Source organism: Pseudomonas migulae (assembly GCF_024169315.1).
GTDB classification, from domain to species: Bacteria; Pseudomonadota; Gammaproteobacteria; order Pseudomonadales; family Pseudomonadaceae; genus Aquipseudomonas; species Aquipseudomonas migulae_B.
In genome coordinates this window covers 5103174-5127431 of sequence record NZ_JALJWR010000001.1, presented here as the reverse complement: position 1 = coordinate 5127431, position 24258 = coordinate 5103174, and the positions used below count along the sequence as shown (strand labels likewise).

Sequence of the window (24258 nt, the reverse complement as noted above, 5' to 3'; positions counted from 1 at the left end):
GGCTTGCCTAACAGGATTTATGCTCCCCTTGTCACCCAGTTTACTGACCACTCTCGCCGCCGCCTGCTTATATGCCGCTGCGACCATCTATCAGGGCACTCGCCTGGCCACCGGAGCCAAGGCGAACAAACGCCTGCTGGTCACGCTCGGCGTTTTGGCCGTGCTCGCTCACAGCGCCAGCCTGTTCACCCATCTGCTGACGCCCATCGGCCTGGGCCTGGACTTCTTCAGCGCCGCCAGCCTGATCGCCGCCGCGGTCATCGCCCTGACCCTGCTGGCCTGCTCGCGGATCCCGGTGGAAAACCTGCTGATATTGCTGTTCCCGCTGGGAGCCGCGACCGTGCTGCTGGCGCAGTTCGCCCCCGCCGGCACGGTGCAGATCATCGATGAAGCGCCGGGCATCCTCGCGCACATCCTGCTGTCGATCCTTGCGTATGGCATGTTCACCATCGCGGTGTTCCAGGCCTTGCTGCTGCTGGTTCAGGACCATCAACTCAAGCACAAGCATCCATCCGGGCTGATCAAGAACTTCCCGCCGCTGCAAACCATGGAAAGCCTGCTGTTCGGTTTCCTCTGGGCCGGCTGGACCCTGCTTTCACTGTCCTTGATCTCTGGCTGGCTGTTCGTCGACAACCTGTTCGCCCAGCACCTGGTGCACAAAACCCTGCTGGCGTGCCTGGCCTGGATCGTCTTCAGCGTGCTGCTCTGGGGTCGTAACCGCCTCGGCTGGCGCGGGCACAAGGCCATTCGCTGGACCCTCGCCGGTTTCTGCCTGCTGATGCTGGCGTATTTCGGCAGCAAGCTGGTCCGTGAATACATCCTGCACATCTGACGGGCGGCATTAATGGACGACTTGCCCATAGGGCCGATGCTCGCTGTAGTGGCCCTGTTGATTTTATGGTCGGGGCTGTTTACCGCGATCGAGGCAGCGCAGCAGCACTTGCTGGCCCAGCGCACGGCCTCGCGTTCCAGCGACAAGCCGGTGGCGAAGTTGAGTTTTCCGCTCAACAGCCTGATTTTCTGCAACACCCTGTGCCGCGCACTGGTGGTGGTCATCAGCACTTTGCTGGCGATTTTCACCTGGACCGACAATGGTCCATGGGCGGCTTGCGTCGGCGCTGGCGTGATTCTGCTGGTATTCGCCGACTACCTGCCGCGCACCCTCGCCGCCCGCTACCCTGACGCGATCCTGTCCCTGGGCAACACCTTGCTGGGCGCCCCCCTGAAAATCATCTACCCGGCCGCCTGGCTGCTCAATGGCATCAGCCAGTTGTTGATGCGACCGTTTGCCCGCAAGGCCAACGTGGTGCAGCAGAGCGAAGACGAAACGCCAAATGATCGGCGCGACGACCCTGAACACTCTGTCTGCCGCCCGCACCCGGTGGCGGGCATCCATGCGTTGGACAACATCACGGTCAACGACATTCTGGTGCCGCGCAGTGATGTCGACGGGATCAACCTCGACGACTCGATCGAAGAAATTATCGAGCAGCTTCGGGCCAATCGGCGCACGCGCCTGCCGGTTTTCCACAGCGACATCAATCAGGTCGAGGCGGTGCTCAACACCCGGCAGATCCGCCATCTGCTGCCCGATGGCCACCTGACTCGCGAGGCGCTGCTGGCCGCGTGTCACGATCCGTACTTCGTGCCGGAAAGCACGCCGCTGCAGTTGCAACTGCTGAATTTCCACAAGCAGCAGCGACGCCTGGGCATGGTGGTCGACGAGTACGGCGAAGTGCTGGGCATCGTCACGCTGGAGGACATTCTCGAAGAAATCGTCGGCGAATTCGAAAGCCAGCACAGCCTGGACAACCCGCACATCCATCCGCAGGCCGATGGGCGACTGGTGATCGATGGCGCAGCCTCGATTCGCGACTTGAACAAAAGCCTCGGCTGGCACCTGCCCAGCGACGGTCCGAAAACCCTTAACGGGCTGGTGACCGAGGCGCTGGAGACGATTCCGGACAGCGCGGTGTGCCTGAAGATCGGGCGTTATCGGCTGGAGATTCTGGAGACCGAGGACAATCGCGTCACTCGGGTTTTGATTTGGCATACAAGCTCAGTGCCAGTAGTTATCTGAACCCTGATTCATTCCCCTCTGTTGAAGGGTTTATCTGTGGCGAGGGGATTTATCGAAACGTCGCACCGCCCCGTTGCGTTGCGAAGCGGCGCCAAAACCTGCAACCGTGCCTTCCTGATACATACGTATACCGATCTTACGACTGCTTCGCAGCCGGACGGGGATAAATCCCCTCGCCACAACTGCATTGCCAGCCCTTAGTCACTTGTTGCCATCACAAGCCCTGGGCCACTTGTTTGATCGTTAGCCACCTTCCTATAATCGAATCCGCTTACCCAAGCCCCGCCACACCCCCGTGCTACCCGCACTTCGCATCAAACCCACATCCCTGGGTGTTCGACCATAATAATTCGCTCCACTGGGGCACATGACTGTCAGGGATAACCGCATGACGACCAGCACGACTTATACCGAAACCACGCCTACGCAACCGACAAACTCCGCCACCCGCGTGGCCACCGCGAGTTTCATCGGCACCGCCATCGAGTTCTACGACTTCTACGTATATGCCACTGCCGCGGCGCTGGTGATCGGTCCAGTGTTCTTTCCGCAGACCTCCGGCACCGCCCAGATGTTGTCGGCGTTTCTCACGTTCGGCATCGCTTTCCTGGCGCGACCGCTGGGCTCGGCGCTGTTCGGGCACTTTGGTGATCGAATCGGGCGCAAATCGACCTTGGTTGCCTCCCTGCTGCTGATGGGTGTCTGCACCACCCTGATCGGCGTGCTGCCGGGTTACGACGCCATCGGGGCCTGGGCGCCGATCCTGCTCTGCGTGCTGCGCTTCGGCCAGGGTCTGGGACTGGGCGGCGAATGGGGCGGCGCGGCATTGCTGGCCACCGAGAATGCACCGAAGGGCAAGCGTGCCTGGTTCGGCATGTTCCCGCAGCTTGGCCCTTCGATTGGCTTTCTGGCGGCCAACGGACTGTTCCTGACGCTGGCAATGACGCTGAACGACGAACAGTTCCGTTCGTGGGGCTGGCGGATTCCATTCCTGCTCAGCGCCGCGCTGGTGATGGTCGGCCTGTATGTACGCTTGAAACTCCACGAAACCCCGGTCTTCGCCAATGCCATGGCGCGCCAGGAACGGGTGAAGATCCCGCTGGTCGAGCTGTTCAGCCAATACTGGATGCCGGTGTTGCTGGGTGCCGGGTCGATGGTGGTGTGCTACGCGCTGTTTTACATTTCAACGGTGTTTTCGCTGAGTTATGGCGTGTCGACGCTCGGCTACACCCGCGAAACCTTCCTCGGCCTGCTGTGCTTCGCCGTGTTGTTCATGGCCGCCGCGACGCCGTTGTCGGCGTGGGCCAGTGACCGTTATGGGCGCAAACCGGTGCTGATCATCGGGGGCGTGCTGGCGGTTCTGTCCGGGTTCTTGATGGAGCCGTTGCTGACCCAGGGCTCGACGTGGGGCGTGGCGTTGTTCCTGTGCATCGAACTGTTTCTGATGGGTGTGACGTTCGCACCAATGGGGGCGCTGTTGCCGGAACTGTTTCCGACACACGTGCGCTATACCGGCGCGTCAGCGGCCTACAACCTGGGCGGCATCGTCGGAGCCTCGGCAGCGCCATTCTTTGCGCAGAAGCTGGTGGCGATGGGCGGTTTGAGTTATGTCGGCGGGTATGTGTCGGGGGCGGCGGTGCTGAGTTTGATTGCGGTGCTGTGCCTGAAGGAGACGCGGCATAACGATTTGAATCGGGTGGCCTGAAGAAAAAGCAAAAGCTTCGCGAGCAAGCCCGCTCCCACATTAGATTTTGGGTGTATACAAAATCTGTATTCACACCGATCAAATGTGGGAGCGGGCTTGCTCGCGAATGGCGCGCCTCGGTTTACAGCTCTACAACAACAGCCTTAGAAGCGCGGGTCGCTTTAGCGCGAGCAGCCTCGATCGACTCATCCCGCGCCAGCGCCACACCCATCCGGCGCTGACCATTGACCTCAGGCTTGCCAAACAGACGCAACGCCGTATCCGGCTCGCTCAACGCAGCGCCCAGATTGGCGAAAGCCGTCTGGGTCGATTGCCCTTCAACCAGAATCACCGCCGAAGCCGATGGCCCGAACTGACGGATCAACGGGATCGGCAGGCCCAGAATCGCCCGCGCGTGCAGCGCGAATTGCGACAGGTCCTGAGAGATCAGGGTCACCAGACCGGTGTCATGCGGGCGCGGCGAGACTTCGCTGAACCACACTTGATCGCCTTTGATGAACAGCTCGACACCAAACAGACCTCGACCGCCCAAGGCTTCAGTGACCGCCTTGGCCACACGCTCGGATTCCGCCAGGGCCACCGGGCTCATGGCTTGCGGCTGCCACGACTCCTGATAGTCGCCTTTCTCCTGGCGGTGACCGACAGGCGCGCAGAACGTGGTGCCGCCGACGTGACGCACGGTCAGCAGGGTGATTTCGTAGTCGAAGTCGATAAAACCTTCAATGATCACGCGGCCCTTACCGGCGCGGCCGCCTTCTTGCGCGTAATCCCACGCGGTCTTCACATCATCGGCGCTGCGCAGCAGGCTCTGGCCTTTGCCCGAGGAGCTCATGACCGGCTTGACCACGCACGGGAAACCCAGGTCCTGAACGGCCTTGCTGTAATCCTCGAAGGTGTCGGCAAAGTAGTACGGCGACGTCGGCAGGCCCAACTCTTCAGCGGCCAGGCGACGGATGCCTTCACGGTTCATGGTCAGTTGCGCGGCACGCGCGGTCGGGATCACGGTGAAGCCTTCGGCTTCCAGTTCGACCAGGGTCGCGGTGGCGATGGCTTCGATTTCCGGCACGATGAAGTGCGGCTTCTCGGCTTCGATCACTGCACGCAGGGCGGCGCCGTCGAGCATGTTGATCACATGGCTGCGATGGGCGACTTGCATGGCCGGCGCGTTGGCGTAACGGTCGACGGCAATCACTTCAACGCCCAGGCGTTGCAGCTCGATCACCACTTCCTTGCCCAACTCACCACAGCCACACATCAATACGCGGGTCGCGGTTGGCGACAATGGAGTTCCGATACGGGTCATCTCAGGTCCTCAAAGGAGCGGATCATCGAGGGATGCAACGCCATGCGCGCTTCCCATGGGGAGAAAGCGCGGCATTTTACATGAACCTGAGGGTTTGGCTTCAGCCGGCGACAGCCTGTTTGCGCAAGCGCCAGGCCATGATCAGCCACACGGCCGTTACGCCGGCGAACTTCGAGCCCATGGCGGTGAGGATCACGGCCGGGGTGAAGGCGTCGATCATGCCGAAGAAGATGAAGGTATCGAGGGGAATGCTCAGGGCCGAACTTATCCACAGGCGGTCGTGCAGCGGACGCTTGGTGATGCTGAATACCAGCCAGTCGATGCACTCGGACACCGCGAACGCCGTGGCGCTGGCCAGGGCGATGGACGGATCGGACGTGACATACGACAGCACCAGCGCCGCCAGCATGGCCGCGATCGCGCCATGGCCGAAGCGGGTTTGCACCATGTCGCGCAGCACAAACACCAAACCGCCCCACGCGGACCAGATGATGTCCAGGTGTGGCGCGGTGGAGAAGGCGTAGTTGATCAGCACGACGCTGCTTATGTAAGCGATCAGGAAGAGCATGGGGCGGGGGGATACCTGTCAATTTGGCGCACAGATTACTTTATCTATGATTCACACATAACCTGTGGCGAGGGGCTTGCCCCCGTTGCGCTGCGAAGCAGTGCCATACCCAGCACCCGTGCACTGTCAGGTACACGCTATTTTCCTTTTTTGCGACTGCTTCGCAGCCGGACGGGGGCAAGCGCCCTCGCCACAAGGATCTCGTCGACCAAAGAAACTCACATGGCTCAGGAATCGGATTTGGAAGGCAGCATCCACAGCAATCCGCTGGACTTGGCCCGTTCATGGCACAACCCCAACACCACCCGGCGCTCTTCGTTGTCCATCCGGCTCCAGCGCGTGATCTCTTCCACTGTGCGCTGGCACCCGGTGCAAATGTCATCGTCGTCCAGCGCGCAGATATTCACGCAAGGCGATCGGACCGGGCGTTCTGGCGTGTTCATTCTTCCTGCTCGACCAGATCGCGGGCATAGCGCTGCGAGTTATGCACATAGTGCGCGGCGCTGGCCTCCAGCATTTTCTTTTGCGGTTCGGTCAGCTCGCGAACAACCTTCCCCGGCGAGCCCATGACCAGCGAACCGTCCGGAATTTCCTTGCCCTCGCCGATCAGCGAGTTGGCGCCGATGATGCAGTTCTTGCCGATCTTCGCGCCGTTGAGGATGACCGCGTTGATACCGATCAGGCTGTAATCACCGACGGTGCAGCCGTGCAGCATGGCGTTGTGGCCGATGGTCACGCCAGTGCCGATGGTCAGCGGATAGCCCATGTCGGTGTGCATCACGGTGCCGTCCTGGACGTTGCTGTTCTTGCCGATCAGGATCAGTTCGTTGTCGCCACGCAGCACGGCGTTGAACCAGACGTTGGCGCCCTCTTCCAGCTTAACCTTGCCCACCAGCACGGCATTGGGTGCAACCCAGCTCTGCGGATGGGTTTCGACACGGGCGTCGCCCAGGCGGTATTTCATCGTGTAGTCCTCAGGCCAGGCAGGCTTGCTGGTAAAAAGCAGGTCTCACGCCATACGAATCGATGGCTTCAGGTGTTGATAAAACTCTTGGGAGGCTGGTGCAGGCTGATTTTGGCGTCATAGAGCAGGTTGATCAACTCGACGATCATGATCGCCGTCAGGCCCCAGATCTTGTACTCGCCATAACGATAACTCGGCACATACCAGCTGCGCCCCTGGTAATCGATACGATGGGTGTGTTCGCGCGGGTCCTTGCGGAAGAATTCCAGGGGCACGCTGAACACGGCGGCGATCTCGGCATCGTTGGCCCGGTACTCGACGAAATCCGGAATCACACCGACGTAAGGCGTGACCTTGATGCCGTGCAGGGAGATCAGCGGGCTCAACGGTCCGATCACTTCGACCAGTCCCGGCGGCAGGCCGATTTCTTCTTCGGCCTCACGCAGCGCGGTGAAAATCAGGTCCGGGTCTTCGGGGTCCCGTCGTCCGCCCGGGAAGGCGACTTCACCGCCATGGGTCGAGAGCCCGCTGGCGCGCAGGGTCAGAACCAGTTCCGGTTCATCACTGCGAGTGATGGGCACCAGTACCGCGGCCTCAGGGAAACGCTTGTCGGTTTCCAGTGTGCGTGGAGTGTGGTTGCTTACTCGATGCAGTAGCTCGTCCAGCATGAGTCTTCTCGATTTATTCTCTACCTCGCATCATGCACCAATCGCACCGACCGCCCAACCCCCGAACTGCCGCGTGTCGCGAAACGACAACTTGCCGACTGACACCGCCGCACGCCAAGATAGGCGCAGCATTCAGGAACCCAAGCATGAAATTTTGCAGTCAGTGCGGCAACCCGGTGACCCAACGCATTCCGGAAGGCGATTCGCGCCTGCGTTTTGTCTGTGACAGTTGTCACACCATTCACTACCAGAACCCCAACATCGTCGCCGGCTGCGTGGCGACCTGGGGCTCGAAAGTGTTGCTGTGCCGACGTGCCATCGAGCCACGGCTCGGTTACTGGACCCTGCCCGCCGGTTTCATGGAGAACGGCGAAACCATCGAGCAGGCGGCCATTCGCGAAACGGCTGAAGAAGCCTGCGCGCGGGTGCGCAACCTGAGCATCTATACGCTGATCGATGTGCCGCACATCAGTCAGGTGCATGTGTTCTTCCGCGCCGAGCTGGTGGACCTGGATTTTTCCGCCGGCCCCGAGAGCCTGGAAGTGGCACTTTTCGACGAAGCCGACATCCCGTGGTCCGACCTGGCTTTCCGCACGGTGGGCCGTACCTTAGAATGCTTCTTCGCTGATCGGCGGACCGAGGTCTACCCCGTGCGGTCCGAGTCGATTCCGCCGCTTGCTCAGCCTGCCATTACCTGAAAGCGTTTGTCAGTAAAACCACCTATAACTATTAAATCGTCGTGACACTCCTAGGGATATCGTTTCAATGCGCTGGTTGCTTGCCCTGTTTTGCCTGTCGTTCGCTGTCGTGTCCCAGGCTTCCACCGTGGTCACCCTGGATGGCAAATCCATCGAAAAAGTACTGGTGCTCAAGTCCGCCCATCAACTGCAATTGATCGCCGACGGCAAACCGTTGCGCACCTACCGCATTTCCCTGGGCAAGCAGCCTAGGGGCGCAAAGTTGATGGAAGGCGACAAGCGCACGCCCGAGGGGTTTTACTGGGTGGACTGGCGCAAGGTCAGTGACCGATTCAACCTGGCGATGCACATTTCCTATCCGAACGTCACCGACTCTGCCCGCGCCCGCCGCGAGGGCGTCGAGCCTGGCGGCATGATCATGATCCACGGCACGCCCGACACCTATGACTACCCGGAAAACCTGTTCCACACGCTGGACTGGACCGACGGCTGCATCGCCATGCGCAACATGGACATGCGTGAAGTCTGGGGTCTGGTGCCGGACGGCACGATGATCGAGATTCGCCCGTAATCCCCAATCTATGAGGGTAATGCTGTTCGGGCACCTAAATTTGTGAATTGCATCGCCGTCGGCTTTGTGTTCTGACCACTACCTTCGGTCGCCCTTCGAAAAATAAATTCAAAAGATCGCAGCCTGCGACAGCACCTGACGGGGAGATACCAATTTCCTCCGCAGGTGCTGCCGAAGGCTGCGATCTTTGCTTCCAAAATCCCCACCTCTAATACCACTTGAAACCAAAGCATATTTACGTCGCTCAACAGGGCAGGCTTTGCCGCGCCCAGAGCAAAGTACTGGCATTGACATGGTATTTAAGTGGTATTAGTTTTCGCTGCACTACCGGGCGACAACATTCCAATATCCGCATCGGACACCCCACATGAATGACCTCCAGGCACTCCGTCCTGACGACACCCAGCCCACGCCGCTGTACCTGCAACTGGCGCGCAATCTGGAAGCGGCGATCCATGCCGGCCAGTGGAAAGCCGAGCAGGCGATGCCGTCGGAACGCAACCTGAGCGAACTGCTGGGCATCTCCCGCGTGACCGCGCGCAAGGCGCTGGAGGTTCTGTTCGATCAAGGACTGATTCGCCGCAATCAGGGCTCCGGCACCTTCATCACCCCACGTCTGGAGCAACCACTGTCGCGCCTTTCGGGGTTCAGCGAGATGTTGCGACTGAAAGGCTTCGTCCCCGGTTCGCAATGGCTGGAACGTGAAATCACCCCGCCCACCCACGAAGAACTGATCCGCCTCGGTCTCTCGCCGAACGACAAGGTGGCGCGACTCAAACGCCTGCGCAAAGCCGACGACACCGTGATGGCCATCGAGATGAGCACCCTGCCCGCCTCGATCATTCCCAAGCCGCTGGCCGTGGGCGACTCCCTTTACGAATACCTCGACGGCATTGGCAAACCGATTGTCCGCGCCTTGCAGCACATTCAGGCGATCAACGCCTCGGACGAATTCGCCGCGCTGGTCGGAATCGCCCCCGGTACCGCCATGTTGCTGATGACCCGGGTCGGCTACCTCGAAGACAACACACCAATCGAAGTCACCGACACCTATTGCCGCAACGACTACTACGACTTTGTCGCAGAGCTTCGTAGATAAAGCGCTTCGCTGCTCAAACCGAGAACCGATCATGTCCGAAGACAACATCCTCACCGCCGGCGGCTGGATACGCGGCCGGCTGATTCACCAGCACGGCAAGGTCGTGTCGATCGAAGGCGTGCCCTGTAATCCGGCAGACAACGACCTGCCTTACCTGCTGCCGGGTTTCATCGACCTGCACGTTCACGGCGGCGGCGGCAAAGACATCATGGAAGGTGCGACCGCCTTCGAAACCATCACCCGAACCCACGTGCGTTTCGGCACGACTTCGCTGTTGGCGACCACCATGACCGCGCCGAGCGAAGAGATTTCGAGCGTGCTCAAAGCCGTCGGCGAGTTCTGTGAGCAACGCCCGACCGGCAGCGCCCGGGTGCTCGGCGTGCATCTGGAAGGCCCGTACATCAACCCCGGAAAACTCGGCGCCCAGCCGAATTTCGCCCACACCGCGTTGATGGCCGAAGTCGAAGAATACCTGGCGCTGGCGCCGATTCGCGTGATCACCATCGCCCCGGAAATCGCCGGCCATGACGCCTTGATCCGCGCCCTCAGCGCACGTGGCGTGCGCATGCAGATCGGCCACACCCTCGGCAGTTATGAGGAAGGCGTGGCGGCGCTGAATGCCGGCGCGACCAGTTTCACTCATCTCTACAACGCCATGAGCCCGCTGCATCACCGCGAGCCGGGCATCGTCGGCGCGGCGCTGGCCCACGCAAAATACGCGGAACTGATTCCAGACTTGCTGCACGTCCACCCCGGCGCAATCCGCGTAGCCCTGCGCTCGATCCCGTGCCTGTATTGCGTCACCGATTCCACCGCCGCCGCCGGAATGCCCGACGGTGAATACAAGCTCGGCAGCCACACCGTGACCAAATGCCTGGGCGGCGTGCGCTTGCCCGACGGCACCCTGGCGGGCAGCACGCTGACCATGGATCAGGCCCTGCGCAATCTGGTGAAGATCGGTTTGCCGATCAGCGAGGCTTCGCAGCGTCTTTCGCAATTCCCCGCCGACTACCTCGGCCTCACTGAACGCGGACGCCTGCAACCCGGCGCCTGGGCCGACTGCGTGCGGCTGGATCGCTCACTCACACTCACCGCCGTCATGGTCGAAGGAGAAGACATTGACTTCAAAAATGCTTGAAGAGGCGCTGTCCTCGTTCGAAGCCGTGCAAGCGCAATTGCAGCAGCTCGACCCGCAGATGATCGAGATCGCCGGCCGCCTGCGCCGTCAGCCGCCGCAAGTGGCGATGACGGTCGCTCGCGGCAGCTCCGACCATGCCGCCAGCTACTTCGCCTACCTGACCATGCAGCAACTGGGGATTCCCGTGGCGTCGATGCCGATGTCGGTGGTGACCATGCAGCAAGCGCCCTTGAAGGTCAGCGGGCAGGTGGCGTTCGCCTTCTCGCAATCCGGGCAGAGCCCGGACCTGGTCAACAGCCTGCGTTTGCTGCGCAAGCGCGGCGCCTTGAGCATTGCCATGGTCAACGCCGAGAGCTCGCCGCTGGAAGCCGCGTGTGAATTCAGCCTGCCGCTGTGCGCGGGAACGGAAAGCAGCGTCGCCGCGACCAAGAGCTTTATCGCCACCCTCAGTGCCAGCGCCCGCCTGATCGCGCACTGGAAACAGGACGAGGAGTTGCTGGAGGCCGGCCTTGCACTGCCAGAAGGTCTGCGCGACGCCGCCCGACAGGACTGGAGCCTCGCCATCGACGCACTGCGCGATTGCCAGCGTCTGATGGTCATCGGCCGAGGCGCCGGTTTTGCCATCGCCCAGGAAGCGGCACTCAAATTCAAGGAAACCTCGGCGATCCAGGCTGAAGCCTTCAGCAGTGCCGAAGTCCGTCACGGGCCGATGGCGTTGATCAACGAGAACTATCCATTGCTGGTGTTTGCCCCACGGGGTGCCGAGCAGGCGGGCTTGCTCAGCCTCGCCGCCGACATGCGCCAACGCGGCGCCCGCGTGTTGCTGGCCGCGCCGGATGACATCGCCGAACGCGACCTCACCCTGACCCGCGCCGAGCACCCGGCCCTTGACCCGATTCTGGCGATCCAGAGTTTCTATGTCATGGCCGCCGGTTTGGCAGTCGCCCGTGGCATGGACCCCGACCAGCCGCGGCACCTGAGCAAAGTCACGCGCACGCATTGATTCAAATGGCGAATGCATAACCCTGTAGGAGCAGAGCTTGCTCGCGAAGACGTCGGTACATCCGATGCTTCATCGGCGGCTGGAATGCCGCCTTCGCGAGCAATCGAGCGTCGACCGGCTGCTCCTACAGGAGACGGCGTTGATCCGAACTGTATTTTTAATGAGACCGAGCCATGCACAACAATAATAAAGAGCTGACCCTCAGCGCCCCGCTCAGCGGTCCGGTGCTCACACTCGCCAAAGTCCCGGACCCGGTGTTCGCCAGCGGCGCCATGGGCGACGGCATCGCCATCGACCCGCTGAACGACACCCTTCATGCGCCCTGCGCCGGGGTGGTGGTGCACGTCGCCCGCACCGGCCACGCCATCACGTTGCGCGCCGACAACGGCGCCGAACTGCTGCTGCACCTGGGCCTCGACACGGTCGAGTTGCAGGGCGAAGGGTTCTCGATGCTGGTCAAGGAAGGCGCTCGGGTCAGCAACGGACAACCGCTGTTGCGCTATGACCTGGACAGGGTGGCGCAGCAATGCAAAAGCCTGGTCAGCCTGATGATCCTGACCAACAGCCAGGACTTCCAGGCCCGGCCGATCACGCTGAAATCAGTGAAAGTCGGCGAGCCGTTGCTGCACATCATTCGTCGGCATGCGCCGGGGACGCAGACTGAAGCGGACCTGGCCGGGGAAGCCTTTGTCGGCCACATTCGTATCGCTTATCGCGGCGGCCTCCACGCTCGCCCGGCAGCGCTGATTCGCCAGACCGCTCAGGGTTTCAAGAGCAAATCGCAGCTGCACTTCGCCGGTAAATCGGCGACCTGCGACAGCCTGATCGGGCTGATGGGCCTGGCCGTCGGCGAGCAGGATGAAGTGCAGGTCAGCTGTCAAGGCCCGGACGCCGAAGCGGCGCTGCAAGCCTTGTTGGTGGCGTTATCCACCGCGCTGGCCGAGGACAATCATGCGGTTGCGCCGGCACCGATTGACCGACGCAACCGGACGGCTGAAGCGGGTGTGCTGCACGGTGTCTGCGCTGCTCCCGGTCTGGTCAGCGGGCCATTGTTTCGCTTGAACGCCATCAGCCTGCCGATGGATGCCGGCAACCACGACCCCGAACAACAACTGCACGCCCTGGATACCGCACTGACCGTCGTGCGCAGTGAAATCGGCAGCACCCTGGCCCAGGCCAAAAAGCACAAGCACACCGATGAAGAAGCAATCTTCGCCGCCCACCTCGCGCTGCTCGAAGACCCGGCGCTGCTGGAGGCGGCGAACGCCTCCATCGACCGGGGCATGGCCGCGACGCACGCCTGGAGCCAGTCGATCGACCTGCAATGCGAGATGCTTGCGCAACTCGGCAGTCCGCTGCTGGCCGAACGCGCCAACGACCTGCGCGACCTCAAGCAACGGGTGCTGCGCGCCTTGCTCGGCGAGACCTGGCATTACGACGTACCGGCCGGCGCCATCGTTGCGGCCCATGAGCTGACTCCGTCCGACCTGTTGCAACTGAGCCAGCAAGGTGTCGCCGGCCTGTGCATGGCCGAGGGCGGCGCGACGTCCCATGTGGCGATTCTCGCTCGCGGCAAAGGCTTGCCGTGCATGGTCGCGCTGGGGTCGACGCTGCTGGATCAACAACAGGGACAAGCGGTGGTGCTGGATGCCGACGGCGGTCGCCTGGAACTGCTGCCGACCGCCGAACGTTTGGCGCAAGTGCATCAGGCACAACTTGACCATCAGCAGCGCCGCGCCGAGCAACAAGCCCAGGCACATCACCCGGCACTGACCCTCGACGGTTTGCACATTGAAGTCGCTGCCAATGTCGCTTCCAGCACTGAGGCCGCCGATGCGCTGGCCCAGGGTGCCGATGGCGTCGGTCTGCTGCGTACCGAGTTTCTGTTTGTGGATCGCAACAGCGCTCCGGACGAAGAAGAACAACGCAGCGCCTATCAAGCCGTGCTCGACGCCATGGGTCAGAAGTCGGTGATCATCCGCACCATCGACGTGGGTGGCGACAAGCAACTCGACTACCTGCCGCTCCCCGTCGAAGCCAATCCAGTGCTGGGTCTGCGCGGTATTCGCCTGGCCCAGGTCCGTCCGGAAATCCTCGATGAGCAACTGCGTGCGCTGCTGCACGTCAGTCCGCTGTCGCGCTGCCGGATCCTGCTGCCGATGATCACCGAAGTCGACGAGCTGCTGCACATCCGCCAGCGCCTCGACGCCTTGTGCTCTGAACTCGGTGTGACTGAACGCCCCGAGCTGGGCGTGATGATCGAAGTCCCGGCCGCTGCGTTGCTGGCCGAGCAACTGGCCGAGCACGCCGACTTCCTGTCCATCGGCACCAACGATTTGTCGCAATACACCCTGGCCATGGACCGCGACCACGCGGGCCTCGCTTCCCGGGTCGACGCGATGCACCCGGCGCTGCTGCGGTTGATCGCCCAGACCTGCGCCGGTGCGGCGCTGCATAAGCGCTGGGTCGGCGTGTGCGGTGCGCTCGCCTCCGATCCGCTGGCCACGCCGGTCCTGATTGGCCTCGGCGTCAGCGAGCTGTCGGTCAGCCCCGTGCAGGTCGGCGAAATCAAGGACCGCGTCCGCCACCTCGACGCCGCCGAATGCCGACGCCTCAGCCAAGGCCTGCTCAAGCTGAGCAGCGCCGCGGCCGTGCGTCATGCCTGTCACCAGCAATGGCCTCTGAGCTGAACAACAAAAAAAATCCAGGGAGATCCGCCATGTACCAATATTTCATCGAAGGCCTGCAACGCCTCGGCCGCGCGCTGATGCTGCCGATCGCGATCCTGCCGATCGCCGGCCTGTTGCTGCGTCTGGGCGACACCGACCTGCTGAACATCGCCATCATCCACGACGCTGGCCAGGTCATCTTCGCTAACCTGGCGATGATCTTCGCCATCGGCATCGCGGTCGGTTTTGCCAAGGACAACAACGGCACCGCCGGCCTCGCCGGGGTGATTGGCTACCTGGTGATGATCTCCACCCTCAAGGTGCTCGACGCGAGCATCAACATGGGCATGCTCGCCGGGATTGTCAGCGGCTTGATGGCGGGTGCGCTGTACAACCGCTTCAAGGACATCAAGCTCCCGGAGTATCTGGCGTTCTTCGGCGGACGGCGTTTCGTGCCGATCGTCACCGGGTTCGCCGCGGTCGGCCTGGGCGTGGTGTTCGGGTTGATCTGGCCACCGATCCAGCACGGCATCAACAGCTTCGGCACCCTGATGATGGAGAGTGGCAGCTTCGGCGCCTTCATCTTCGGCGTGTTCAACCGCCTGCTGATCGTCACCGGGCTGCACCACATCCTCAACAACATGGCGTGGTTCGTCTTCGGCAACTTCACCGACCCGACCACGGGCGCAGTCATCACCGGCGACCTGTCGCGCTATTTCGCCGGCGACCCGAAAGGCGGCCAGTTCATGACCGGCATGTTCCCGATGATGATCTTCGGCCTGCCCGCCGCGTGCCTGGCGATGTACCGCAACGCCCTGCCGGAACGCCGCAAGGTGATGGGCGGGATCTTTTTGTCGATGGCACTGACCTCGTTCCTGACCGGCGTGACCGAGCCGATCGAATTCGCCTTCATGTTCCTCGCGCCGTTTCTGTATTTGCTGCATGCGCTGTTGACCGGGTTGTCGATGGCCGTCACCAATGCGCTGAACATCCACCTCGGTTTCACCTTCTCCGGCGGCTTCATCGACATGATTCTCGGTTGGGGCAAATCCACTAACGGCTGGCTGGTGGTTCCGGTCGGGCTGGCGTATGCGGTGATCTATTACGTGGTGTTTGATTTCTGCATCCGTCGATTCAATTTGAAAACGCCGGGGCGTGAAGGGGTCGCCATCACCGAGACAGCGGTGGTCGCCGAAAACGAGCGGGCCGGCGCTTATATCAAGGCGCTGGGCGGCGCGCAGAATCTGATCACCGTGGGTGCCTGCACCACTCGGCTGCGGCTGGACATGGTGGATCGCAGCAAGGCCAACGATGCCGAGCTGAAAGCGCTGGGCGCGATGGCCGTGGTGCGTCCGGGCAAGGGTGGGAGTTTGCAGGTGGTGGTCGGGCCGATGGCCGACAGCATCGCCGATGAGATCCGCTTGGCGATGCCGGCGCTGGGCCGCACGGTGGTGTCCACGCCACCGGCTGCCATCGACACGCCGGCACCGGCTGCGGTGCCGACGCCGGAAGCACAGCAATGGCTGAACGCGCTGGGCGGCGGAGAGAACGTGTTGCAGATGGATTGCGTGGCCATGACCCGGATTCGCCTGCAACTGGCGGATGGCAAGGCGTTGTCGGAGTGCGATTTGAAGGCGTTGGGTTGTCAGGGAGTCAGTCAATTGGAGGGTGGCGTCTGGCATCTGTTGATTGGAGACAGGGCTGCGAGTTTGAGTGATGCGCTGGAGGTATTGGTCAATCGCAGCGAGGTGAGCGCCAAGGTTTAGGCCTTCAGCGCCTGAAAGGCCGCTATCGCTGGCAAGCCAGCTCCCACAGGGGGCGGGGGTGTCAGCGGAAATCGGGTCGGCTGTCGGGCCGCCATCGCTGGCAAGCCAGCTCCCACAGGGGGCGGGGGTGTCAGGGGAAATCGGGTCGGCTGTTGGGCCGCCTTCGCTGGCAAGCCAGCTCCCACAGGGGGCGGGGGTGTCAGCAGAAAACTGGTCGGCTGTCGGGCCGCCTTCGCTGGCAAGCCAGCTCCCACAGGGGGCGGGGGTGTCAGCGGAAAACTGGTCGGCTGTCGGGCCGCCATCGCTGGCAAGCCAGCTCCCACAGGGGGCGGGGGTGTCAGGGGAAATCGGGTCGGCTGTTGGGCCGCCTTCGCTGGCAAGCCAGCTCCCACAGGGGGCGGGGGTGTCAGCGGAAAACTGGTCGGCTGTTGGGCCGCCTTCGCTGGCAAGCCAGCTCCCACAGGGGGCGGGGGTGTCAGCAGAAAACTGGTCGGCTGTCGGGCCGCCTTCGCTGGCAAGCCAGCTCCCACAGGGGGCGGGGGTGTCAGCGGAAAACTGGTCGGCTGTTGGGCCGCCTTCGCTGGCAAGCCAGCTCCCACAGGGGGCGGGGGTGTCAGCGGAGAACTGGTCGGCTGTCAGGCCGCCATCGCTGGCAGGCCAGCGCCTACAAAAAGCTGGCCGGCGCACACCCGCTTTCCACCACTCATCAGGCCGAGCGTTAGCTCGCCTGCAGCTCTTGATCTTGATCCACCCGCCCCTTCGGGAGGCTGAGTGGAGGTTCTGCGCAGTGGGCAACCCGGCATGGATGCCGGGTTAGCCGCCCCCGGCCATGGATGGCCGATGGCGGCGGGCCCACGGAGCAGGACCGGAGCGAAGGAACGCCGAGCCTGAGCGAGGGGCCGGACGCCGGGGCAAGACTTTTTGGTTCCTTTTGTGGCGTTTGACAAAAGGGACTCGCCGTAAGGGCGAAACCGCCAGCCGCCGTTACCGCAGAAATGGATATGTACCCAACCACCCAAAAACCTGGTCGGCCCAGAGGCCGCCACTACCTGTCCAGACCCTGAACACACACCTTGAATTATCCAAGACCATTGAAACCACCCCCCACCTGCCCCATCTAAGACCCATACCCCATTGCGCAGGTGCCCCATGAGCGACCAGCAAGAATTCCCCGAAGACCCGAGCGAATACGCCGACCCAGAGAACGCCGAACACCACTCCACCGGCAAAGGCCTCGCCCTGCCCGGCCAGAACCTGCCGGACAAGGTCTACATCATCCCGATCCACAATCGCCCGTTCTTCCCGGCCCAAGTGCTGCCGGTGATCGTCAACGAAGAACCGTGGGCTGAAACGCTGGACCTGGTGAGCAAATCCGATCACCACTCCCTGGCCCTGTTCTACATGGACACGCCCCAGGAAGACCCGCGCCATTTCGACACCTCGGCCCTGCCGCTCTACGGCACGCTGGTCAAGGTGCATCACGCCAGCCGCGAAAACGGCAAACTGCAGTTCGTCGCCCAAGGCCTGACCCGTGTGCGAATTCGCACCTGGCTCAAGCACCATCGCCCGCCGTATCTGGTGGAAGTCGAATACCCGCACCAGCCCACTGAGCCGACCGACGAGGTCAAGGCCTACGGCATGGCGCTGATCAACGCGATCAAGGAACTGCTGCCACTCAACCCGCTGTACAGCGAAGAGTTGAAAAACTACCTCAACCGCTTCAGCCCCAACGATCCGTCGCCGCTGACCGACTTCGCCGCCGCGCTCACCTCGGCCACCGGCAGCGAGCTGCAGGAAGTGCTCGACTGCGTGCCGATGCTCAAGCGCATGGAAAAAGTCCTGCCGATGCTGCGCAAGGAAGTCGAAGTCGCGCGCCTGCAGAAAGAAATCTCCGCCGAAGTTAACCGCAAGATCGGCGAGCATCAGCGCGAGTTCTTCCTTAAAGAGCAATTGAAAGTCATCCAGCAAGAGCTGGGCCTGACCAAGGACGACCGCAGCGCCGACATCGAGCAGTTCGAGCAACGTCTGGAAGGCAAGGTGTTGTCGGCGCAGGCGCAGAAACGCATCGAAGAGGAAATGAACAAGCTGTCGATCCTCGAAACCGGATCGCCGGAGTACGCGGTCACCCGCAACTACCTCGACTGGGCCACCTCGGTGCCGTGGGGCGTGTACGGCGAGGACAAACTCGACCTCAAGCACGCGCGCAAGGTGCTGGACAAGCACCACGCCGGCCTCGACGACATCAAGGACCGCATCCTCGAATTCCTCGCGGTCGGTGCCTATAAAGGCGAGATCAGCGGTTCCATCGTGCTGCTGGTGGGTCCGCCGGGCGTGGGCAAGACCAGCGTCGGCAAATCCATCGCCGAATCCCTTGGCCGACCGTTCTATCGCTTCAGCCTCGGCGGCATGCGCGACGAAGCCGAGATCAAGGGCCACCGCCGCACCTACATCGGCGCGCAGCCGGGCAAACTGGTGCAGGCGTTGAAAGACGTCGAAGTGATGAACCCGGTGATCATGCTCGACGAGATCGACAAGATGGGCCAGAGCTACCAGGGCGACCCGGCCTCGGCGCTGCTGGAAACCCTTGACCCGGAGCAGAACGTCGAGTTTCTCGACCACTACCTGGACCTGCGTCTGGACCTGTCGAAAGTGCTGTTCGTCTGCACCGCCAACACCCTCGATTCAATCCCCGGCCCATTGCTGGACCGGATGGAAGTGATTCGCCTGTCGGGCTACATCACCGAAGAAAAAATCGCCATCGCCAAGCGTCACCTGTGGCCGAAACAACTGGAAAAGGCCGGTGTGTCCAAAGGCAGCCTGTCGATCAGCGACAGCGCATTGAAGGCACTGATCGACGGTTATGCCCGTGAAGCCGGGGTGCGCCAGTTGGAAAAACAACTGGGCAAACTGGTGCGTAAAGCCGTGGTGAAGCTGATCGACGAACCGAAAGCGGTGATCAAAATTGCGCCGAAGGATCTCGAAGCGTCACTGGGTCATCCGGTGTTCCGCAATGAGCAAGTGCTGTCCGGCACCGGCGTGATCACCGGCCTGGCCTGGACCAGCATGGGCGGCGCAACCCTGCCGATCGAAGCGACGCGGATTCACACGCTCAACCGGGGCTTTAAACTGACCGGGCAATTGGGTGATGTGATGAAAGAGTCGGCGGAAATCGCCTACAGCTACGTCAGCTCCAACCTGAAGTCGTTTGGCGGTGATCCGAAGTTCTTCGACGAAGCGTTCGTCCACCTGCACGTCCCGGAAGGCGCCACCCCGAAAGACGGCCCGAGTGCCGGTGTGACCATGGCCAGCGCCCTGCTGTCCCTGGCCCGCAACCAGCCGCCGAAAAAAGGCGTCGCCATGACTGGCGAACTGACGCTGACCGGGCATGTATTGCCGATTGGCGGGGTGCGCGAGAAGGTGATTGCGGCGCGGCGGCAGAAGATCTTCGAACTGATTCTGCCGGAGCCTAACCGTGGGAGTTTTGAGGAATTGCCGGATTATCTGAAGGAAGGGATTACCGTGCACTTTGCCAAGCGCTTTGCGGATGTGGCGAAGATTCTGTTCTGACGGTCCTGTAGCGTTTGCAAGATCGCTTTCGCGGGCAAGCCTCGCTCATACGGTCATGTGTCGTACCCAATGTGGTGTAACACACAATCTGTAGGAGCGAGGCTTGCCCGCGAAGGCGTCAGCCCGGACGACATCTCTCCCGCTGTCCGTCACAATTTGTCTCATCTTCAGTTATGCTCGCCGTTCGTCGTGAATGCCGGAGCCACTGACCTTATGTCCCCCACCCGCCTGTTTATCCCCCTCGCGCTCGTCCTGCTGACCGCTTGTACTACGCAACCCAAACAGAACGTGACTGTGGAAAAACAAAGCGCATGCCCGGTGAAGATGCACAACGGGCAAAACCTGATCCTGACCCTGCCAAGCAACCCGACCACGGGTTACCGCTGGGCGATCCAGGATTCGGCGGGGGGTGTATTGCGCGCACTCGGGCCGGAGGTTTATCGAAACCCGGAAGATGCCGGTGTCGTGGGCGCCGCCGGTGTGTCGACCTGGCGCTTCCAGGCGTTCGCGGCCGGCTCGGGGCGTTTGCGCCTGACGTCGCAACAGCCTTGGGCACCTGAAGTGCCGGCGGTAGAAACCTTCGACTGCGCGATCTCGGTTAACTGATCGTGGGCTGGCTGATCCTGGCGCTGATGGGCGCGGTGACCTTTCTCTACGGCGTGAGTGTGCATGCCACGCTGCTTTGCCTGCTGGTCAAACCGATGCCCGTCCTGGCCTTGCTCGGTTGGCTGCACGACGCACCGCCCAGCGAGTATCGGCGCTGGATCAGCCTTGGATTGATTTTTTCCCTGCTCGGCGACGTATTGCTGGCGTGGCCGGTGGATTTGTTTGTGTTTGGTCTCGGGGCGTTCCTGGTCGCGCATCTGGCGTATCTGAAGGCCTACTTGAGCGATTGCCGGCGATTGGCGCTGCTACCGCTGATTATCGCGCTGGCTGTCGGCGCGGTGTTGCTGGGGATTTTGATTGCCAATGGGCTGGGTCCATTGCTGATCCCGGTGATTGTCTATGGCCTGGCCATCAGCGCCATGCTCTGGAGGGCGCTGGCTCGCCTGGGCACCGACATCCCAAAACGCTCGGCACTCCTGGCGGCAGCGGGTGCGCTGGCGTTTGTGTTCTCGGACAGCGTGATTGGTATCAACCGGTTTGTTGCGCCGTTTAATGCCGCGCCTTACGTGATTATCCTCAGTTACTGGCTGGGGCAATGGGGTATCACGGCGTCGGCGTTCACTCAAAAACAACACTGACCCCTGTGGCGAGGGGATTTATCCCCGTTCGGCTGCGAAGCAGGCGCCAAGCGACGACTCAAGGACTGCTGCGCAGTCCAACGGGGATAAATCCCCTCGCCACAGATAAATCCCCTCACCCCATCCGACAACCCGCGCATCCCCGCGCCAAGTTGGCTAAAATGCCGGCCTTTTCCACCTACGCCGCTGGAACCGCCGTGAGCAAAGAACCCGATCGCCTTTTCGCCCAGCCTTTGGCCCAGGTGCCTGACTTCGCCTTTAACGAGGACGTGGTGCGGGTGTTCCCGGACATGATCAAGCGCTCGGTGCCAGGTTATCCGACCATCGTCGAAAACCTCGGCGTGCTCGCCGCACAATTCGCCCAGCCCAACAGCGTGCTCTATGACCTGGGTTCGTCCCTCGGTGCAGTGACCCAGGCGTTGCGCCGACATGTGCGCACCGACGGTTGCCGCGTCATCGCTGTGGATAACTCCGCCGCCATGGTCGAACGCTGCCGCGAATACCTCAACGGTCAGGACTCGATGTTCCAGGAGTTGCTCCCGGTCGAAGTGATCGAAGGCGACATCCTCGCCCTGCAATTCCAACCCGCCTCGGTGGTGGCGCTGAACTTCACCCTGCAGTTCATTGCGCCGGATCAGCGCACTGCGTTGCTCTCGCGTATTCGCCAATCATTGCTGCCCGGCGGCGCGTTGATCCTCTCGGAAAAGCTGCGCTTCAACGACCCCGAAGAACACGCGCTGCTCACCGACCTGCACGTCGCCTTTAAACGCGCCAACGGCTACAGCGAACTGGAAATCGCCCAGAAGCGCAGCGCCATCGAAAATGTCATGAAGCCCGACAGCCTCGAAGAACACCGCGAACGCCTGCTGGCTGCCGGTTTCTCGAAAGTCGTGCCGTGGTTCCAGTGTCTTAACTTTGCCTCGTTGATTGCCTTGCCATGATTGATCTGTCCCCCCTCGCCCGCCGCTTGGCGGGCACTCCGCTGGCCGATTGGGCCAACACCCTACAAGCGCAACTCGACAAGAAGATGGAAAAGGGTCACGGCGACCTCGAGCGCTGGCAAAGTGCGCTGGACGCCTTGCCGAAGATCCAGCCGAGCGAAGTGGATTTGCTGAACGGTCTGACGCTGGACACCGATTGCGACGACGCAACCCGCGCGCAGATGCGTACAGCGCTGATGGGCTTGTCGCCGTGGCGCAAAGGGCCGTTCGATCTGTTCGGCGTGCATGTCGATACTGAATGGCGCTCGGACTGGAAATGGTCGCGGGTCGCCCCGCACCTGGACCTGAAGGGCAAACGCATCCTCGATGTCGGCTGCGGCAACGGCTACTACATGTGGCGCATGCTCGGTGCCGGAGCGGACAGCGTGATCGGCGTCGATCCGAACTGGCTGTTCTTTTGCCAGTTCCAGGCGGTGCAGCGTTACCTGTCCGAGCCGAATGCCTGGCACCTGCCGTTCCCGTTCGAAGACCTGCCGCCCAATCTTGAAGGGTTCGACACGGTGTTTTCCATGGGCGTGTTCTACCACCGCCGTTCACCGATCGAGCATTTGCTGGCGCTGAAGGATTGCCTGGTCAAGGGCGGCGAACTGGTGCTGGAAACGCTGGTGATCGAAGGCGATCAGCAGCAAGTGCTGGTGCCGGAAGATCGCTATGCGCAGATGCGCAATGTGTGGTTCCTGCCGTCGGTGCCGGCGCTGATGCTCTGGTTGCGCCGCGCCGGGTTCACGGATGTGAAGTGCGTGGATGTGAGCGTGACGACCATCGAGGAACAGCGCGGGACGGAGTGGATGAAGTATCAGTCGCTGAGTGATTTCCTTGATCCGGACGATCACAGCAAGACTGTTGAAGGGCTGCCGGCGCCGATGCGTGCCGTGATCGTCGCTCGCAAGTAAAAGCTTCGCGGGCAAGCCTCGCTCCTACGGATCACCGATTCCTGTAGGAGCGAGGCTTGCCCGCGAAGGCGGTGGATCAGTCAACATATCTGTTGGATGTTAAACTGCATTCGCGAGCAAGCTGAACTGGTCAAGTAATCTTGGACACCAATTAAGGTTTACGCCGCCAGTCTCTCCATCGTGACTGGCGGCCGGTAGTCGTTGTAACTGTGAGGCCTGGCGATGTTGTAGCGCGAGACATAGCGCTGCACATCCGCTCGGGCCTCATGTTCCGATCCGTAGCCTGTTTCGGGCACCCACTCTGATTTCAAACTGCCAAAGAAGCGCTCCATCGGAGCGTTGTCCCAGCACTCGCCCTTACGGCTCATGCTTTGCCGGAGCCCGTGTGCCAGCAGCTCATTCCTGAACTTATGGCTGGTGTACTGACAACCTTGGTCTGAGTGAAACAGTACGTCTTTTGGGCGACTGCGCAACTCAACCGCCATCCGCAAGGCTTCGCAGGTCAGGGTGGCATCGGAGATCATCGAAAACGACCAGCCCACGATCCGGCGGGCGTACAAATCCAGAACCGCCGCGAAATACAGCCACCGCTTACCGACCTTGATATACGTCACGTCCCCGCACCACACCTGATTGACCGCCGTGACATCAAACTTGCGCTTGAGGACGTGCGGCGCCACCAACGCCTCAACGCCGGGCGATTTGTACTTATGGCGCCGGCGCTGACGGCTGGCGATACCAGCTTCGCGCATCAAGCTGCGGGCCATGTACCGCCCGACACGATGTCCATCAGCTTGCAGCTCTTTGGCCAAGGTGCGTGCGCCCGCAGACTCCCTCGACGCCCTGTGATGCTTAACCAGCACGGCCTTGAGCTTCTCCCGCTCAGGGTTCACTTTGCCTTGGCGCTGACGCCAGGCGTAAAAGCTGCTGCGGTTGACACCAAAAACCCGACAGCAATTGTTAACGCCGTACTGCTCGTCCAGCTCATCGATCAACGAGAATGATCTTTGGCGTCCAAAAGCAGGAGAGCACTGGCCTTTTTTAGGATTTCGATATCCAGGTCTTTTTGCCTGAGCAAGGCTTTGAGTTTCTGGATCTCTCGCTGATCCGCGGTAATCGCCTTGGCGCCCACCGGAGTCGAGCCCAAGCGCTCCTTGCGAACTTGATCGACCCAGCGGCGCAAGGCCGTAGGACCGATATCCAGATTGGCACAGACCTCGGGAACCGACTGCCCCTCATCCAGCACCAGGCTGGCAGCCTTGAGTTTGAACTCACTCGAATAGGATTTACGCATATCCAAACACCTCAGATTTGGGCGCCA

At 61.7% G+C, this 24258-nt stretch carries 22 protein-coding genes; 15 read left to right on the top strand and 7 right to left on the bottom strand.

Going from position 1 to position 24258, the window contains the following annotated elements; all coding sequences use genetic code 11:
* Positions 1-19: 19 nt before the first annotated feature.
* The 3 genes from J2Y86_RS23410 to J2Y86_RS23400 all read left to right on the top strand — a co-directional run bounded on the left by J2Y86_RS23410 (position 20) and on the right by J2Y86_RS23400 (position 3785).
* A complete protein-coding gene (locus tag J2Y86_RS23410; protein ID WP_214380863.1) occupies positions 20-832 on the top strand; it encodes a cytochrome C assembly family protein in 813 nt (270 codons plus the stop codon).
* Between the two features lie 12 nt (positions 833-844).
* Positions 845-2080 carry a transporter associated domain-containing protein gene (locus J2Y86_RS23405; RefSeq protein ID WP_253437008.1) on the top strand — a complete coding sequence of 412 codons (1236 nt, stop codon included), beginning with the start codon at positions 845-847 and terminating at the stop codon, positions 2078-2080.
* 388 nt (positions 2081-2468) lie between these two features.
* Positions 2469-3785, top strand: a complete 1317-nt coding sequence (locus J2Y86_RS23400) for an MFS transporter (RefSeq protein ID WP_253437004.1) — start codon at positions 2469-2471, stop codon at positions 3783-3785.
* Positions 3786-3906: 121 nt separating this feature from the next.
* On the opposite strand, the gene purT is transcribed toward J2Y86_RS23400, so the two are convergent.
* The 5 genes from purT to J2Y86_RS23375 all read right to left on the bottom strand — a co-directional run bounded on the left by purT (position 3907) and on the right by J2Y86_RS23375 (position 7288).
* Positions 3907-5088, bottom strand: coding sequence for a formate-dependent phosphoribosylglycinamide formyltransferase (gene purT, locus J2Y86_RS23395; RefSeq protein WP_253437001.1), 1182 nt, complete (start codon positions 5086-5088; stop codon positions 3907-3909).
* Between the two features lie 100 nt (positions 5089-5188).
* Positions 5189-5656 (bottom strand): VUT family protein, encoded by a 468-nt coding sequence (locus J2Y86_RS23390; protein WP_253436998.1) that lies wholly within the window; start codon positions 5654-5656, stop codon positions 5189-5191.
* Between the two features lie 227 nt (positions 5657-5883).
* Positions 5884-6099 carry a DUF1289 domain-containing protein gene (locus tag J2Y86_RS23385; protein WP_253436996.1) on the bottom strand — a complete coding sequence of 72 codons (216 nt, stop codon included), beginning with the start codon at positions 6097-6099 and terminating at the stop codon, positions 5884-5886.
* Complete coding sequence (locus J2Y86_RS23380; RefSeq protein ID WP_007954617.1) at positions 6096-6620, bottom strand: gamma carbonic anhydrase family protein; 525 nt, start codon at positions 6618-6620, stop codon at positions 6096-6098. Before J2Y86_RS23380 ends, J2Y86_RS23385 begins: the two co-directional genes overlap by 4 nt.
* 68 nt (positions 6621-6688) lie before the next feature.
* A complete protein-coding gene (locus J2Y86_RS23375; RefSeq protein WP_007944856.1) occupies positions 6689-7288 on the bottom strand; it encodes a CoA pyrophosphatase in 600 nt (199 codons plus the stop codon).
* A gap of 146 nt (positions 7289-7434) precedes the next feature.
* On the opposite strand from J2Y86_RS23375, the gene J2Y86_RS23370 reads away from it, so the two are divergent.
* The 12 genes from J2Y86_RS23370 to cmoB all read left to right on the top strand — a co-directional run bounded on the left by J2Y86_RS23370 (position 7435) and on the right by cmoB (position 22937).
* Positions 7435-7986, top strand: a complete 552-nt coding sequence (locus tag J2Y86_RS23370) for an NUDIX hydrolase (RefSeq protein WP_253436993.1) — start codon at positions 7435-7437, stop codon at positions 7984-7986.
* A gap of 67 nt (positions 7987-8053) precedes the next feature.
* Positions 8054-8557: a L,D-transpeptidase family protein gene (locus J2Y86_RS23365; protein WP_253436990.1), complete on the top strand. Its 504-nt coding sequence runs from the start codon at positions 8054-8056 to the stop codon at positions 8555-8557.
* Positions 8558-8924: 367 nt separating this feature from the next.
* Complete coding sequence (locus J2Y86_RS23360) at positions 8925-9656, top strand: GntR family transcriptional regulator (protein WP_253436986.1); 732 nt, start codon at positions 8925-8927, stop codon at positions 9654-9656.
* Positions 9657-9687: 31 nt separating this feature from the next.
* On the top strand, positions 9688-10794 hold the full coding sequence (gene nagA, locus J2Y86_RS23355) for an N-acetylglucosamine-6-phosphate deacetylase (RefSeq protein WP_253436983.1): 1107 nt from the start codon (positions 9688-9690) through the stop codon (positions 10792-10794).
* On the top strand, positions 10787-11797 hold the full coding sequence (locus J2Y86_RS23350) for an SIS domain-containing protein (RefSeq protein WP_437180694.1): 1011 nt from the start codon (positions 10787-10789) through the stop codon (positions 11795-11797). Before nagA ends, J2Y86_RS23350 begins: the two co-directional genes overlap by 8 nt.
* 173 nt (positions 11798-11970) lie before the next feature.
* Complete coding sequence (gene ptsP / locus J2Y86_RS23345) at positions 11971-14487, top strand: phosphoenolpyruvate--protein phosphotransferase (protein WP_253436977.1); 2517 nt, start codon at positions 11971-11973, stop codon at positions 14485-14487.
* Between the two features lie 29 nt (positions 14488-14516).
* Positions 14517-16232, top strand: a complete 1716-nt coding sequence (gene nagE, locus J2Y86_RS23340; RefSeq protein ID WP_253436974.1) for an N-acetylglucosamine-specific PTS transporter subunit IIBC — start codon at positions 14517-14519, stop codon at positions 16230-16232.
* Positions 16233-17381: 1149 nt separating this feature from the next.
* Complete coding sequence (gene lon, locus J2Y86_RS23335) at positions 17382-19799, top strand: endopeptidase La (RefSeq protein WP_253436971.1); 2418 nt, start codon at positions 17382-17384, stop codon at positions 19797-19799.
* Positions 19800-20012: 213 nt separating this feature from the next.
* Positions 20013-20405: a protease inhibitor I42 family protein gene (locus tag J2Y86_RS23330; RefSeq protein WP_253436968.1), complete on the top strand. Its 393-nt coding sequence runs from the start codon at positions 20013-20015 to the stop codon at positions 20403-20405.
* A gap of 2 nt (positions 20406-20407) precedes the next feature.
* Positions 20408-21043 (top strand): lysoplasmalogenase, encoded by a 636-nt coding sequence (locus J2Y86_RS23325; protein WP_253436965.1) that lies wholly within the window; start codon positions 20408-20410, stop codon positions 21041-21043.
* 161 nt (positions 21044-21204) lie between these two features.
* Positions 21205-21984 carry a carboxy-S-adenosyl-L-methionine synthase CmoA gene (cmoA, locus tag J2Y86_RS23320; protein ID WP_253436962.1) on the top strand — a complete coding sequence of 260 codons (780 nt, stop codon included), beginning with the start codon at positions 21205-21207 and terminating at the stop codon, positions 21982-21984.
* The gene (gene cmoB, locus J2Y86_RS23315) at positions 21981-22937 is read left to right on the top strand and encodes a tRNA 5-methoxyuridine(34)/uridine 5-oxyacetic acid(34) synthase CmoB (RefSeq protein ID WP_253436958.1); all 957 of its coding nucleotides are present in this window, start codon (positions 21981-21983) and stop codon (positions 22935-22937) included. Before cmoA ends, cmoB begins: the two co-directional genes overlap by 4 nt.
* 158 nt (positions 22938-23095) lie before the next feature.
* On the opposite strand, the gene J2Y86_RS23310 is transcribed toward cmoB, so the two are convergent.
* Positions 23096-23932 carry an IS3 family transposase gene (locus tag J2Y86_RS23310; protein ID WP_253427692.1) on the bottom strand — a complete coding sequence of 279 codons (837 nt, stop codon included), beginning with the start codon at positions 23930-23932 and terminating at the stop codon, positions 23096-23098.
* Entirely contained in the window at positions 23929-24231 is a 303-nt protein-coding gene (locus J2Y86_RS23305; RefSeq protein ID WP_253427691.1) for a transposase, read from the bottom strand. The genes J2Y86_RS23310 and J2Y86_RS23305 overlap by 4 nt, the downstream gene beginning before the upstream one ends.
* Positions 24232-24258 lie beyond the last annotated feature (27 nt).